We start from the raw sequence: 15,863 nt of genomic DNA, 5'->3' as shown, positions 1-15,863 counted from the left end.
CGCCCGGCTCGACTCATGGAGACGTGAGACCCACGATGACCGACAGCTCCGTTGCGGGCCTGTGCCGCCTCACCGTCCGGGCCCCGGCCAGGACCATCGACCTGGCCGTGCCCTCGGACGTGCCCGTGGCCGATCTGCTGCCCACCGTCCTGCAGTACGCGGGCGAGGAGGTCGAGGAGAACGGTCTGGAGCACGACGGCTGGGTGCTGCAACGTCTGGGCGGGGCCGCGCTGGACGACGAGGCCACCCTGGCCGCGCTGGACCTCAAGGACGGCGAGGTCCTGTATCTGCGTCCGCAGACCGATTCGCTGCCGGAGGTCCGGCTCGACGACCTGGTGGACGGCATGGCGACGGTGACCCGGGACCGGCTGCACAGTTGGGACGCGGCGGCCGGCCGGCGACTGCTGCTCGGCATGGCGGTGGCCGCCCTGACGCTGGCCCTGGCGGTGCTGGCGTGGCCCGGCGGTCCGGCCGGGCCGCGGATCGCCACCGCGGGAGTGGCGGGGCTGCTGCTGCTCGCCGGGGCCGCCTCCGCGAGCCGCGCGGTGGGCGACGCGGCGGCCGGCGCCGCGCTCGGGTTCATGGCCGGCCCCTTCCTGGCGCTGGCCGGCTGGCTGCAGCCGGGCGGCGAGATCGCGGGCGCCCAGGCCCACCAGGTGCTGGGCGCCCGGCTGCTGGCCGCGGCGGCCGCCTGTGCGGGCGGAGCGGTGCTCGCCCTCGCCCTGACCGCCGTGCGCACACCGCTGTTCGTGGCCTCGGCGCTGGTGTCGCTGGCCGGGGTGGTGGCCGGCGCCCTGATGAGCCTGTTCGACCTCAGCGTGGACGGTGCGGCGGCCGCCGTGGCCTCGCTGGTCGTGCTGCTGGGCGGCTTCGTGCCCGCCCTGTCGTTCCGGCTGGCCGGGATGCGGATGCCGGCCCTGCCGACCAACCCGCAGCAGCTCCAGGAGGGCATCGAGCCCTACCAGGGCGAGGACGTGACGACCCGCACCGAGCTGGCGAGCGGCTGGATGACCGCCCTCTACGCCGCCTCGGGCATCGTGTGCGCGGGCTGCCTGGCGCCGCTGGCCCGCAACCCGGTGCTTCCGGAGGCGCTGACCGCCGCGGTGCTCGCTCTGCTGCTGCTGGTGCACGGTCGGGGCATGGTCAACGTGTGGCAGCGGCTGGCGCTGGTGCTGCCCGGCGCCTGGGGGGTGGCCCTGCTGGTGTTCGCCCTGACGTCCGAGACCGCCGCGGCCGACCGGCCCGCGGTGGTGGCCGGGCTGCTGGCGTCGGCCACCCTCCTGGCGGTCGCCTCCTGGACGGTGCCGGGCCGGCGGATGCTGCCCTACTGGGGCAGGGCGGCGGAGCTGCTGCAGTCGCTGCTGGCCATCGCCCTGCTGCCGCTGGCGCTGTGGGTGCTCGGCGTCTTCGCCGTGCTGCGCGCCATCAACGGCTGACCCGGGCCACGGGAACGACGTGCAGGACCACTTCGACGCGAACGGCCCCGCGCTGCGGGGGCCGGTGCGGACCGGCTGACCGGAAGGACCGCGGTTCATGCAATCCAAGCGCGACCAGGTGCAGGCGCACGCCTTCGTCATGGGCCGCCTCACCTCGGGCATGCTGCTCGCCGACCCGGACGCCCCCGAGAGCCCGCTGGGGCGCACCACGCGCGGGGCGGGCATCGGCGTGGTGATCGCGGTGCTGGTCTGCGCGGGGGCGGTGGTGTTCGGGCTGATCTCGCCGGGCGGCAACGACTCCTGGCGCAGCGGGAAGAACCTGATCGTCAACCGGGACACCGGGGCCCGCTACCTCTACCTCGACGGACGGTTGCGGCCGGTCCGCAACTACTCCTCCGCGCTGCTCATCGGCGGCGCGGACCTGGAGACCACGGACGTGGGGACGGCCTCGCTGCGGGGCACCCCGGTGGGCGCCGCGGTCGGCATCCCGGGAGCGCCGGACTCGGTGCCCTCCTCGGGCGACCTGGAGTCGGACGCGTGGGCGGTCTGCTCGGCGACGGCCACGACGTCCGGCGACGCCGGGAGCGACGGGGCGACGACGCGGGCGCTGACCGCGCTGGCCGCGGGCACGCCCCTGGATTCGACCGCGCTCGGGGCGGACGAGGCGCTGCTGGTCAGCGGCCCGGACAAGAAGAAGTACCTGATCTGGCAGGGCAGTCGGCTGCCGCTCGACACCGCGTCCGGGGCGCTGCTCTCGCTGGGCTACAGCTCGGTGGCGCCCCGCCCGGTGTCGGCCGCGTTCCTGGACGCGTTCGTGCCCGGTCCGGCCCTGACGCCGCCGTCGGTGACGGGGCTGGGCGCGCAGGGCCCTTCGCTGGGCGGCACGGCGACCAGGATCGGCCAGGTCTTCCAGGTGACGGTGCCGGGCGGCACGGCGACGGGCTCCGGCGAGCCGGACGACGTCCAGTACTTCCTGCTGCAGCACTCCGGCCTGGTCCCGGTGACCCCGACCGCGGTGGCGCTGCTGCTGGGCGATCCGGCCGTGCGGTCGAAGGCGTACGGCGGCGCGTCGCCGAAGGCGCTGCCCATCGGGACGGACCTGCTCAAGGACCACCAGGCGCCGGGCGGCACCGGTCGTGACCCCTCGGTGGCCGGGCTGCCGGACAGGCCGCCCCGGGCGGCCCGGGTGCCCGACGGCCGGGCGGCATGCGCCCGGGTACAGCCCGGCGCCGACGGCGTCCGCGTCAGCTCGGTGCTGGTGCCCGCCGACGCGCTGACCCCGGTCGCCCAGCACAGCGGCGACGCGGTGACGCAAGCCTGTCTGCCGGTGGACGCGGTGGTGATCCGGCCCGGTCACGGCGTGCTGGCGCGAGCGCTCGGCGCGGGCGGCGGGACGGTCGGCGCCACCACGTACTTCGTGGCCGACGACGGGGTGAAGTACCGGGTCGGCTCGAAGGAGGCGCTCGCAGCGCTCGGTTGGACGGAGTCCGACGTGCAGGGGCTGCCCTCCCCGCTGCTGGCGATGGTGCCGACCGGCCCGGACCTGAGCCCGCAGGCGGCGACCGGCGCGGCGCCCGCGTCGTCGGCGCGAACCTGCGCGGGGACCATTGCCGACACCTCGGTCGGACCCGGCGCACAGACCGGGACATCCGCCGCCGGTGGCGACAAGTTGCAAGCAGGTTAAGAAAGTTGACGATTCATCAACAGTTTGACACGCCGATCGCTTCGCATTGCACCCTTTTCCCCGGCGAGCCTAGGCTCGTCGGTGCCGCAGTTGTGTCGGCACCCAGATTTCGAAAGGCGGACCCATGGCAGGAACAGGTCAGCAGTCAAACGAACAGTCCACTCGGAACGGGATCCAGGCCCTGGAGAGCGCTTTCAGCGGCATCCTGAAGTCCCGGCAGGACGTGGACAACACCCGCGCCACCCTGTCCACGGGCTACCAGGGCAGTGACGGCGGCCAGTTCGGCGGTCTCCTCAAGCAGTGGGACGAGCAGTGCGACGGCATTCTGCGCAGTCTGGAGGACATGGTCGACAAGCTGAACCAGAGCCTCACCCAGCACGGCAAGGCGCAGGGCTCCTCGAACGAGGCGATCAACTCGGCCTACAGCCAGTCGCAGGCGGCCTACGACCAGCTCATCGGCTGAGCGAGCCGCTTCCCCTGAGTCCGGATCCCTACCGCGCCGTCCCCATGGCGCGGTACCCATCGAGCAGGAGGCCTCATGCCCGACAACCTGACCGACGGTTACATCTACGTCGACTACAACCACATGAACAACGCCGCCGACGACATGGTCCAGCAGACCAAGGCGATAGCGAACACGCTGGCGTCGCTGGAGGCGGAGCTGAACGAGCTGGTCAAGTCCTGGTACGGCGAGGACGCCGACGTCTACCGCCAGAAGCAGGCGGCGTGGGACCAGGCGGTGAAGAACATGGAGAACCTGCTGACCTCGCACTCCGCGCTGCTGACGGACATCTCCGACAACTACCGCTACAGCGAGAACTCGCTCTCCCAGATGTGGTCCGAAGTACGCATCGGCCGCTGACCGAGGGGCGTCGCGGAACGGAGCCTTTGGTGAACCGGGCAGACGGCCACCAGGGCGCCGCCCGTCCGGTTCCCCTGCCACCGCGCGCCTCCGCCCCCAGCCCCTCTCCCCGTCCCTTCGCCGACCGAGCACCCACGAGGACCACGCCATGGCGGACCTGACCCATCTGAACGGACAGCAGCTCAAGCAGTTCCGTGAGCACGACCTGGCGACGTTCATCACCGATCTGAAGAGCATCGTCAAGGACGATCCCAACGGGGTCCTCGCGCTGCACAGCATCGTCAGGGGCACGATCCCCTCGCAGTACATCGGGGAGAACTCGGTGCTCGGCATCGGTCTGATGACGGGCGACGACACGGTGTACGGCAAGACGCTGGTGGACGCCGCGCTCAAGTCGGCGAAGTCGATCGACGACGTCTTCGGCGACCAGGGCTTCCTCTTCGGCGACATCGACGACAGCCTGGAGACCACCATCACCACCCTGCTGAACACCCAGGGCTCCTCCCTGGAGAACATCAGCGGGCAGAAGTTCCTGGACGTCTGGTCCGGGGTCGACGAAGACCTCGAAGGCTCGTCGGACTCCGCCGACTGAGCCGCGGCCTCGCCCAGCACAGCCGGCGCCGCCGGCGCCCCCCGCTCGTGCACGCCCACCTCCCTCCATCCAGCGGAGTCCCGTCATGCCAGTCACCTCGGATCCCGGCGACTACTGGGGTCAGGCGGTCACCCTCTACACCGGGTACAACGTCCCCAGTCGCAAGAAGCTGTTCGACACCCTCAAGAGCAGTGAGGGCGTGCCGCTGATGCGGCTGGGCTTCGAGGTCCTGGCGTCGACCGAACTGACCGTGAACAACTTCACCGCCCTGGTGGGCTGGCACACCCAGCACGGCGAGGACTACGACCTGGCGTTCGTCGAGGCGGGCGGCGACGGCAAGCACGACGGCGGCACCCTGTACCAGGCGACCATCGTCTTCATCGGCATACCCACCACCGACGGCACCGGGCGGCTGCTCGACCCGGGCGAGCTGTGGAGCGCCGGAAAGTTCACCGGCGTCCTGGGCAACGAGTGGGACCTGAGCCTGCTCCAGCAGTACCAGAGCGGATCGAAGGCGGCGATCAACGCGCTGCGCGCCGACCACACCACCCGGCACTTCGAGTTCAGCGGCCTGAGCGTGCAGGACACCGAGGCCGTCGACGTCGACTCCTTCGAGCGCACCGCACAGGCCTACGACCGGGGGCTGAAGTTCTTCGAGGACCACGCGGCGATCCTGAAGCAGTGGGAGACGTCCCTCGGGGAGGAGAACGCCGCCTGGCGCGGCCAGGCGGCCGGCCTGTTCTGGCAGCTGGTCCACCAGCTCAACAAGAACTACGACAGCTATGTCGAACAGCTCACCGAGGACAGCGCGGGGACCGCGGCGGCCATGCTCAACGGTCATGTGCCGAAGTCGAAGCTCGCCCGGGCGCTGGCGACCGCCCAGACGGCCCTCATGACGGAGGCGAAGGCGCTCAGCGACGCCTGGGACACCTGGGCGACCGACGGCAGGCACGATCCGCACCGGATCCTGATGGAGGTCCTCCAGGAGGTCTCCGTGTGGGTGCTGGAGAACCAGATCAAGCACACCCGGGTGACGAGCAACGGGGCGGCGAAGGACTACAACACCGACGCCGGGTTCATCCAGCACCATCCCACCTACGGCAACCTCCGCGACATGGCCACCTGGGTGAAGATCGGCGACGAGGCCGTGACCCGGTGGAACAAGCACGTGGAGGACGTTCTCGTCGCCAAGGCCCAGGTCTCGCTCACCACGCTCAAGACGGCGTGGAGCGATGTCTCGGACGCCTTCAGCGAGATCCGCACCAAGGACACCTCGACGCTGACGGAGTCGTACGAGGACGACCGGCGCCAGATCGCCGAGGACGAGGCGAACCGGCAGCAGGAGGAGTACAACAACGCCCTGAACAACCTCGGCAACAACATCAACAACCTGGGCGACAACCTCGGCGACGGGCTGAACAACCTCGGCGACAATCTGGGCGACGGGCTGAACAACCTGGGCGACGGGCTCGGCGACAACTTCAGCAGCCTCGGGGACGGACTCGGCGACAGCCTCAGCAATCTCGGCGACGGACTCGGCAACAGCTTCAGCAATCTCAGCGACGGACTCGGCAACAGCCTCGGCAATCTCGGCGACGGACTGGGCGACACCGGGAGCATCGGCCTGGGCGCCGGTCTCGGCAACCTGCTGAACGGCAACGACGACGGCAACGACAAGACCAAGGGGTCCACGCTCACCAACCCCGACGGCAGCACCACCACGCTCAACCCGGACGGCACCCTCACCACCCGCTACCCGGACGGCACCACCCAGCTCCTCGACCCGGAGACGGGCATCGTCAAGACGACGTCCCCCGACGGAACCGTCACCACCGGCGACCTGACCGTCCCCGGCGGGTACCGCAACCCCGACGGCAGCACCACCACGCTCAACCCGGACGGCACCCTCACCACCACGTTCCCGGACGGGACGACCACCACCATCGACCCGGAGACCGGACAGCTCACCACCCGCGCCCCCGACGGCACGGTCACCACGGGGAACATCGGCAGCGGTCTCGGCGACTCCCTGGGCGACCTCCACCTCGCCGACCCCTCCACGACGCCGACCACGAGCAGCAGCCTGGACCTGGACGGCCTGACGTCGAACCTCTCCTCCGGCGGCGGTCTCGGCGGCGGCCTCACCCTGGGCAGCGGCTCCTCCCTCCTCGACAGCGGCGGGTACGGGGACGCCGGCTACGCCGACTACGACGACGCCAGTTCGGCGGAACTGCTGTCCGGCGGGACGGTGCGCGCACCCGGGAGCACCGATCTGTCGGCCGGCACGTCCGCGGCGACCGACGAGTCGGGCTCGGCGGCCGGCGCGAGCGGCAGCCCGCTGTTCCCGGGCATGGGCGGCATGGGCGGCATGGGATCGGGGGCCGGCGGCGGCAACGGCAACAACGGGGAACGCGTCCGCAACGTGCTGACCGACGCGGGACCGGCGGCCGGCCGTGGCCGGTCCCGGACCCGGAAGGCCGCGGACGAGGACGAGGACGTGGTGGTGACGCGGGGCCGGACCGCGACGACCGGCACCGCCGGATCCGTCTACCCGGCGGGCGCGGGCGCGGGCCAGAACGGCCGCTCCACCGAGAGCGGCGACCGGGCCCGCGTCAGCTGGACGGAGGAGGACGAGGACGTGTGGGGAACCGACGAGGGCGGCGCGCCCGCCGTGATCGGGCGCTGAGCGCGGTGCGGCGGACGGGAAGGACGGCACAGACATGAGCGACATGAAGGAGACGATCGAGCAGCGGCTCGCCCGCGCCATGGCGGACCTGGAGACCACCACGGCGGCGGTGGCGGAGGCGGAGGCCGAGCTGAGCCACGCCAGCTGCACGATCCGCTCGCAGGACCGGTCGGTCGAGGTGACCGTCAGCGCGCGGGGCGATCTGACCGACGTGCGCTTCCTGGAGGGCAAGTACCGCACCATGCCGGCCGGACAACTGGCCGCGAGCGTGCTGGAGGCCGCCCAGGAGGCGCGGGCGGTCATGGCCCGCCGGGTGATGGAGACCTTCGAGCCGTTCACCCGGCCGCACGAGTCCGTGCCCGAACTGCCGGGCCTGAACATCGACTGGAACAAGATCTTCGGTCCGGGGGTCCTCGACGGCCCCTCGGGCGGGGACCGCCATGCCTCGTCGCGCCGGCTGCTCGACGAGATCCACGAGGACCAGGAGGACTGATCACCGATGAGCGAGGGAAACGCGTACTACGCCGAGCCCGACCGACTGGCGGCCGGTGTGCGCCAGATCGACCAGATCAGCACGCTCGCCCACGAGATGCTCCGCGACTTCACCATGGGCCTCAACGCCACGGTCGGCTGGCCCGGCCACGACGACAGCTTCGCCGAGGAGGTGATCCCGCAGGAGAAGCGCGAGCGCACGATGGCGGTGGACACCGGGACCTCGCTGGTCGAGGCGGTGACCGGGGTCGCCGACGGCACGCTGGCCAACCTGGACAATATCCGCACCACCCAGAGCGGCGTGCTCGACTCGATCAACTCGGCCCGCCGCGGAAAGCACTGACACTGCGATGAGCATCATCGTCTCGCCCCAACTCAACAACCTGCTCTTCGTGCTCATCGGCGAGAAGATGCTGCAAGCGGACGAGGACCTGGCCTACCGGAGCCACCAGCCCTACAAGCGGCTCGGCAAGAACGTCCGGGAACTGTCCGATCTGATCGAGCAGTCGGTCTTCGGCGTGGGTCAGGCGCTGCCCCCGCAGGTCGGCCACCAGTACGTCCGGGCCATGCGGCTGTTCGTGGACAACGGCGGAACGAACTACCTGCGGGAGTTCGCCAAGCAGTTGGACGACGTCGGCGACGGCCGGGTCAAGATCTCCATGGACATCATGGAGGCCAAGTGGTCGATCATCGCCGAACTGGTTCGCCTGCTCATCGAGTTGGCCATCATCGCGGCCCTGTCGTTCTTCACCGGCGGGGCCTCGTCCAGCCAGACCGCGACCGCCAAGGCCCGCAGCCGGGTGACGATCCTCTCCACCCTGGACCAGCTGCTCAAGCGGACGCATCTGCTGCCGAGCCTGTCGGAGGCGTTCGACGAGGCGTTCCAGACCTTCGTGGTCCGGCTCGCCATGATGACCCTGGCCCCGGCCGGCCGCAGGCCCGGCGGCTTCGACTGGAAGCAGATCGTCGAGGACGGCTTCTTCGGCGCCGTGACCGGCATGTTCCACGGCGCGTTCGAGTCCCTGACCAAGAACCTCGGCAAGGGCTTCCGCAACATGCTGGACGGGCCGGACGGAAGCCGGTTCGGCAAGAACAACACCAAGAACCTCACCGACGACGTCACCTCCAAGTTCGACAATCCGCCGCCGACGCGGTCCGTCGGCGACCGGTTCGTCCGGGGGACCGGCGACGGCGCCAACGAGTTCCTGGTAGAGGGCGGTTCGGAGGCCGTGGCCGAGATCGTCGTCAACGGCGTCCTGCACGGCAAGTGGGAGGGCAGCGCGGACACGTTCATCGGTGCGGGCGTCAGCTCCGTGGTCGGCGCGGCGCTGTTCGCGGCGGCCGGGAAGTTCGGCGGCGCCTTCGGGTCCGGGTTCGACTTCGGCAGTGTCAACGTCCTGCCGGTCACCGGAGACGACGGCTCCGCGACCGGCAAACAGAACGCCGGGCGGGACGAGAGCGACGACGACCGCGCACGGGAGACGGTGCCCACGACGTCCTCCGCCGACCCGTCGGGAACGGGCACGCCGAACCTCTCGACTTCAACCATCACCGCTCCCCGCGGCGGCACGGGCACCGGCACGGTCCCCACCTCCTCCTCCACCTCCGCACCCCCGACGACCGGCAGCGGCAGCGGTACTCCGCAGAGCGGCGGCGCCCGGCCCGGCACGACCACCGACGGCCGGCAGCGCAACGACGACTCCGACGCCGTACGGGAAGATCCGGCGGCCTCCGGCACGGACGAGAGCGCGGACGCGAGCACGGGCCAGACCGCCCCGACGCAGCAGACGACCGGCGGGGACGCCGGCTCCGGCCGGCAAGGCACAGCCACCGGCACCGGCACCGGCACCGGCACCGGCACCCAGGAGGCCGCCTCCCCGGCGGTGGACGGGCAGACCTCCGCGGGAAGCGACGGGGCGATACCGACTGTCGGAACGGCTGCCGCCCCGCCCCTCGCCACGGCTTCCCACGCGCCCGGCAGCGCCGGCTCGGCGCAGGGGCACGGAACGGGGCAGGGAGGTCCGGCGAGCGGGACGGCCTCGCCACAGCGCGCGAACAAGGGCACGACGGACGCCTCCGACACCGAGTCGGCGGCCGGGTCCACGCCCGACTCCTCCGCCGAGTCCGCGGCCCGGCCGGAGACGACGTCCACAACCACGACCGTGTCCCCGTCGGAGATCAGCGGGGCCGGCCCGAACGTCGACACGAACGTCGACACGAACATCGACACGAACGGCGCCGCGGACGGCGTCCAGGAGACGGAGCCCGGGCCGGCCACCGCTTCGCCGACGACCGGTACCGAGGGCCGGGACATGCCGCGTTCGGCCGCGCCCTCGCCGGAGCCGTCCCGGACCACCCCCCAGCCGGCACGCCCCGGCGCCGGACCACGCCGTTCCGCGACCGAGGGCGACCCCGGCGAGGACTCCGCCCCCACCGCCGCCCCCACACCGGTCCGCACACAGTCCGAAACGGCCGCGCCCGCCGAAGGACCGGCTGCCACGGACACGGTCACCACGTCGTCCGAAAGGGAGAGTTCACCGACGACGTCCGACACCGCCGCGCCCCCGGTGACGACGTCCTCGTCCATCGCTCCACCGACGCCCCTCGCGACCACATCCGCACCGGAGCGGTCGGCGCCCGAGAGTCCCGCGCCGAAGAGCCCCGCGCCGAAGAGCCCGGCGACAACGCGGTCCGTGTCGACCGAGTCCGCCCCGGCCTCCCCCGTACCGACCAAGTCCGCTCCGAAGACGCCGGATTGGGACGCCGCACGGTCCGCCGTACCGCCCGTCACCCGCAGTCACACCTGGACGGACCCGGTCTCCACGCCCTTGACGGCCGACGACCGGCCCACCCGCTACACCGTCGACTCCTCATTCGACGTCCGCCGCTTCACCCATGACGGCGAGACGGTCGTGGACCTCACCGTCGAGCTCGCCCTCACCGGCGCCGACACGGTGACCGACGCCGAAAGCCGGGCGCTGTGGGACCGGATGACGGCCGGAGTGCAGCTGACGTTCAACGATCCGGGCCACCGCCTCTCCACCGGAGAGCGTCTGCACGTCACCGTGGTGCCCGCGGTCGCCGGCCGACAGCCGCATCTGACGGTCGAGTTGACGGGCTCCGGCCCCGGGCCGCGCACCTCGCAGCACACCTGGCGCTCCGACGCCACCGCACAGGACCTCGCCCACGAGATCGGCCACCAGCTCGGTCTGCGCGACGAGAACCGCGACGCCACCGCGCCGCAGCGCCCCCACGTCGACGGCAGCCTGATGGGCGTCTACCAGCGCCCCGTCGCCGAGACCATCCCCGATGAGCAGCAGGGAAGTTACGCCCAGGGCGGTCTGCGCCCCCGCCATCTCTCCCTGCTCAGCGCCCTCGTCGGCGGCCCCGACGACCCGGTCGGCTCGATGCCCCGGCGCGCCCGGTCCCAGGGCGCCGACCCGCTGGCGCCGGTCGTCCCGTCGTCGTTCGTCCAGACCTACGGCAGCCGGCGCGACGGCAATGTGGGACTGGTTCAGGTGGAGCCGCTGCCGGCGCGGATCGTGGAGGGCCTGCACCAGCATGTGCTGAACCTGCTGGGCATTCCGGCGGAACAGCAGGCGACGCACCCCGTGCGCGAGCAGTTGCGCCGTGACCTCGGCGGCGAGCAGCTGGTGCTGAACCTGCCCTATCTGCTGAGCAGCATGGGGCACCGCCTGACCGTGGACGTCGACGGGCGGCGGCGGACCGTCGACGTACGGCTGTCCCTGCACGATCCGATGCCCTCGCCCCGCCAGGGCACGCGGGACCCCTCGGACCCGGACGTGCGCGTCGAACGGCGCGGGGTCGGCGCGCAGGAGTCGGGCGACACGGAGTCCTCGGGGACCGTCCGGACGCTGTCGGTGCCCTGGTCGGCGACGTTGCCGATCCCGGCCGCCGGGCCGGTGCGCGGGGTGGACTTCGGCCCGTCCCTGGCTCTGACGCACAATCAGCTGTCGCTGTCGACGTCGGTCACCCAGACCGTGCAGACGACGACGGCCCAGCGCAGCAACGAGCTGTCGCACGCCTTCAGTTACGGATCGAGCTGGCAGGCGCGCATCGACACCCCCCGCATGGCGCCGACCGACAACTGGGGCCCCGCGTCCGAACTCGGGCCGGTCACCGTCTGGTTCCCGGAGCATCTGGCCGCGCAGCGGCAGTCCGACGATCCGCTGCCGCACCCCGCCGATCTGGACGAACTGCCGGTGTGGGGCGTGGACACCGTCAAGGAGCCGCACCAGCTCCTGGAGATGGTGAACAGCGCCTTCCACGACGATCTCGCCACCCTCTCCGACTCGTCCGCGGAGGCGCTGGAGGCGTTCCTCTCCGAGCCGGTGCTGCGCGGCACGCTGCCCATGCAGCGGTCGGGCGGCATCTTCTCGCCGCTGCTGCTGGACTCGCGCGGGCGGGCCGTCGGCATGCTGAAGGTGACCACGGAGGTCACCCCGGGCACGCCCACACACCAGAGCCAGGACACCAGGATCAACCTGGAGAGTCATCTCGTCAGCACGGTCAAGGTGGACGGGCAGGCCAAGGTCACCAACGCCGTGGGCGTCGACCTCGGCGTGGGACCGGCGTTCACCGGCAGCCGCGCGGCGGGACATCCCGACGCCTCCGGCAAGGTCGCGGGTTCCGTCATGGGCAAGGGCGGGGTGCGCTGGCAGACCAGCGACACCCTCAACAACGGGGGCAGCGCGTCCGTCCTGCACGCCCTGCGCAGCAACCGCAGCCACCTGCTGACGCCCGCGGAGGTGCGGCACACCGTCACCCTGGTGCGCCCCGGCGGCGGGGAGAGCCCTCAGGAGTTCGGGCCCTGGGCCGAGGGCATGCAGCTGCGTCTGCTGGCCAAGTCCGATGCCGCGGGGAAGGTCCCGGAGGGCGAGGAACTCCGTTCGCTGCCGCCGGAGTTGGAGCATCTCCAGAGCATCGGCATCACCGCGGCCCCGCTGGCCGTCGACGGTCCGCAGCAGTTGTTCGCACACGCCGAGGTCTGGTTGCGGGCGAACGGGTTCCTGCCGGCGTCCACGACCACGACGAGCCGCACCACGGTGCTGCCCGACGAAGCCCTGGCCCAGGCCCAGTTGAACAACCTGCGCCGGTTCGAGCAGGCCCGCTCGGACGTCGGGCTGCGGGCCGCCGCCGACGCGATGGTCGACGGCGGTCACGCCCTGTGGATGGACAAGCCCACCCCGACCGGGACCCGTCGTATCCGACTGGACCTGAACGCCACCCGTGACACGACGCCGCAGTCGGCCCCCGCGGACCCCGGCCCGGCCGAGGCGCCGGCTCGCCCCTCGGGCCCGCCGCCCGCACGGCATGTGCGCACCCTGCCCGCCGTCCAGCACATCGGCCTGACCTCCTTCGGCATGAGCGGCACGGAAGCGCAGTCCTCCGGCTACGGCTGGACCGCCGGTCTCGGCGGCGCCGTCAGCGGCCCCGTGGGCTCCCCCGACGGCGGCTCGGGCACCCTCGGCACGGGTGCCGACTACTCCTACGCCGGCCAGATCTCCCACACCGGCACCGCCGGCGCGGGCCTCAGCCACGACCAGCTCTTCATCGGCTCGAACCAGGGCAGCGAAGTCTTCGACATCCCGGCGCGGTTCACGCTCGACCTGTACGACGGACCGGGCGCGGAGCCCACCGTGCGCTTCGCCGAGCACACCGCCGCCACCTCGTACGTCGCACCGGGCGAGACCCCGCCCCCGGCCGGTCCTCCGCCGACGGCCGTGACCGGCACGGTCAGGGTCGCCGTACCGCATCACCGGACCCTCGCGGCCGCCGCGGAAGCCGCCCCGCGCCCGCAGGACGCGCAGATCCGCGAGGCGACCGCGGACGACCGGGCGGCGCTGGCCACGACCGGGCCCGACGGCAGCCCGCTGGAGGGGATCGTCAAACTCCCGGACGACGCGGTCCTGGACGTGTTCCACGGCTCGGGCGACCTCCAGGAGGCAGTACGCCAGATAGCGGCGGGCACCCATCCCGGCCGTCCGCAGCCCGGCTGGGCGACCGGCCTGGGCGCCGCCGTCAGCGGTATGAGCCCGGAGGTCCTGAAGTCGGCGGCGTCCCTGGTGGCCGTGGCCGCGGCGGGCCGGAGCGCCGCCGACCCGACCACGCTCGCCGCCGAGGTGCGGCAGGCGGCCCTCTCCCCGGCGAACCTCACCGCGCGCGGGCACCAGATCTTCAAGGGCAGCTATGTGATCGAGGGGGTCACCCTGCCCGGCCTCGGAGCCGACCAGGAGTACTCCCTGGAAATCAGCGGCGTGCTGCGCAACCCCCGGCTGATGCACAGCGCCAAGCAGTATCTGGAGACCGGCGTCTCCTCGTCCGACACCGCCGCCCAGCAGAAGTCCGTCGTCGGCTCCCACCAGGGCGGGGCGGCCCTGACCGGCACCAGGACGCCCGCGGTGGCCAAGTCGGCCGACCCCGCCGTCGCCCCGCCGAAGCGGCCCGACGTCTTCGGGCCGTCCGCGAAGTACACGTACACCAAGAAGTCGGAGGACTCGGCCACCCTGTCCACCGCGACCGCCGTGAACCGCACGAGCACCGAGAGCGGCGACGAACACCGCATCAGCGCCGACGCGTTGCTCCTGATCACCGTGCGTGGCGGCACCCGCAACGTGGTCGGCAACGCCCTCGGCCTGGGCAGCGGGCAGCCTGTCACCCTTGCCGTGGAACTGCCGCAGGCCGTGCAGTTCCTGATGACGGACGGCCAACTCGCCCGGCATCAGGAGTGGTTCACCGGCGTCGAAGGCCTTCCCCGCCCGCGGCAGGCGGAGGAGGACGTGCCGCTGCCCGGCCGCTTCGCCCGCACGGGAGAGGCGGGCCTGGCCGGCGTGCTGTCCGTCACCCAGCTCGGCGCCCCGCAGAACGCCTCGGGCGACGAGCCGACGGGCCCCACGCAGGCGGCGGACACCACGGCAGGCACGACCGCGACACCCCCGACCGACGCGCCCTTCGACGCCCCCGCAGCCACGGGCGACCCCGGTCCCGCGGAGTCCGGCGACCACACGGCCCCACCGCAGCCGGTGGAACGCCGCAACCGCCTCCACGACGAGCTGATCGCGCTGGTCGAGGCGGAGGCCCCCGGTGTCACCCAGCCGGGGCACTCCTCCTACCTTCCCGGTGTGGCGTCCCGGATCGCCGACTACACCTCCCCCACCGGTCTGCGCGCCCTGCCCGGACGCGGCCCGAGGGGCGTGCAGCGCTTCCACTTCCGGCATCTGGCCAAGGGCGGCGCCCGGCTGGTCGAGGTCACCCTGTCCGCCGGCCCGCGCGCCGGCGCCGAGGAACGGCGCACCATCCGCGGGCGGAACGCCGGTGCGGGCACCGGACTCGAGCAGTATCACGCGCACCAGCCGGCGGGGGTCGCCACCGGGACGACGGACACCGCCCAGCACGCGCTCGCCTTCCACCCCACCACCCGCTATCCGCAGCCCGGCCACGACACCCGTACCGACCGCAGCGGCCCGGCGCTGAGCGCCGCCACCGCCCGCAGCCACGGCACGAAGTCCGCCGCCACCGCCGAGGACCGGTTCTGGCTGCGCACCGACAGCGTCGCCGACTTCGATCTGGAGTACGACTACCAGGTCGGGGTCCGTTCCGAGCTGGTCGCGGACTGGCCGCCGAACGTGCTGGGCGGCATGGTGCAGGGCTGGTTCCTGCCGTCGGCCGGCGAGACGGACACAGGATCGGCATCCGGGGTCGGCGACTGGATCAGCCGCACGCTCGGCGACCGCCCCGCCCGCTCGGCCGTCGTGCCCGCCCGGGTGACGCTCCGGTTCACCGGCAGCGAGGCCGCCGAGGGCCGGCAGGTGGACCCGCCGCTCCCGCCCGAGGTATCGCAGACCCCGCCGGTCATGAAGGGCAACCGCTACGTCCCGACCGGACCGGCCCCCGTCTTCGACTTCAACGCCTGGCCGGAACTGACCACCGCGTTGAACACCGTCGCCCCCGGACAGAACCGCACCTGGCGGTCGCTGGAGACGTCCACGTCCGCCGAGAGCACAGCGGTCCGGATCGGTGAGCTGATCCAGGCCGGCGAGATCAGTCTGGATCACCCGCGCACCGCGGCCGGGTTGACGGAAAGCATGCCC

At 72.3% G+C, this 15,863-nt stretch carries 8 protein-coding genes and 1 pseudogene; all 9 read left to right on the top strand.

The features are described 5' to 3' along the window. Nucleotides 1-35 precede the first annotated feature (35 nt). A complete protein-coding gene (gene eccD, locus FNH09_RS18145; RefSeq protein ID WP_152889141.1) occupies nt 36-1,436 on the top strand; it encodes a type VII secretion integral membrane protein EccD in 1,401 nt (466 codons plus the stop codon). A gap of 97 nt (nt 1,437-1,533) precedes the next feature. Beyond that, nucleotides 1,534-3,120 (top strand): type VII secretion protein EccB, encoded by a 1,587-nt coding sequence (eccB, locus tag FNH09_RS18140; RefSeq protein WP_152889139.1) that lies wholly within the window; start codon nt 1,534-1,536, stop codon nt 3,118-3,120. Nucleotides 3,121-3,244: 124 nt separating this feature from the next. Further along, nucleotides 3,245-3,583, top strand: coding sequence for a hypothetical protein (locus FNH09_RS18135; RefSeq protein ID WP_152889137.1), 339 nt, complete (start codon nt 3,245-3,247; stop codon nt 3,581-3,583). Nucleotides 3,584-3,658: 75 nt separating this feature from the next. After that, complete coding sequence (locus FNH09_RS18130; RefSeq protein WP_152889135.1) at nt 3,659-3,982, top strand: WXG100 family type VII secretion target; 324 nt, start codon at nt 3,659-3,661, stop codon at nt 3,980-3,982. Between the two features lie 148 nt (nt 3,983-4,130). Next, nucleotides 4,131-4,574, top strand: a complete 444-nt coding sequence (locus FNH09_RS18125) for a type VII secretion system-associated protein (protein ID WP_152889134.1) — start codon at nt 4,131-4,133, stop codon at nt 4,572-4,574. A gap of 85 nt (nt 4,575-4,659) precedes the next feature. Further along, nucleotides 4,660-7,260 (top strand): AAWKG family protein, encoded by a 2,601-nt coding sequence (locus FNH09_RS47670; RefSeq protein ID WP_202919694.1) that lies wholly within the window; start codon nt 4,660-4,662, stop codon nt 7,258-7,260. 34 nt (nt 7,261-7,294) lie between these two features. Further along, nucleotides 7,295-7,753: a YbaB/EbfC family nucleoid-associated protein gene (locus tag FNH09_RS18115; RefSeq protein WP_152889132.1), complete on the top strand. Its 459-nt coding sequence runs from the start codon at nt 7,295-7,297 to the stop codon at nt 7,751-7,753. Nucleotides 7,754-7,759: 6 nt separating this feature from the next. Next, nucleotides 7,760-8,095: a hypothetical protein gene (locus FNH09_RS18110; protein WP_152889130.1), complete on the top strand. Its 336-nt coding sequence runs from the start codon at nt 7,760-7,762 to the stop codon at nt 8,093-8,095. A 7-nt stretch (nt 8,096-8,102) separates the two neighbouring features. Further along, a pseudogene (locus tag FNH09_RS18105) lies at nt 8,103-15,863 on the top strand (hypothetical protein); the annotation flags it as partial.

The organism is Streptomyces adustus (genome assembly GCF_009377175.1).
In the GTDB taxonomy this organism is placed as follows: Bacteria; Actinomycetota; Actinomycetes; order Streptomycetales; family Streptomycetaceae; genus Streptomyces; species Streptomyces adustus.
This window is presented reverse-complemented; position numbering and strand designations above follow the sequence as displayed.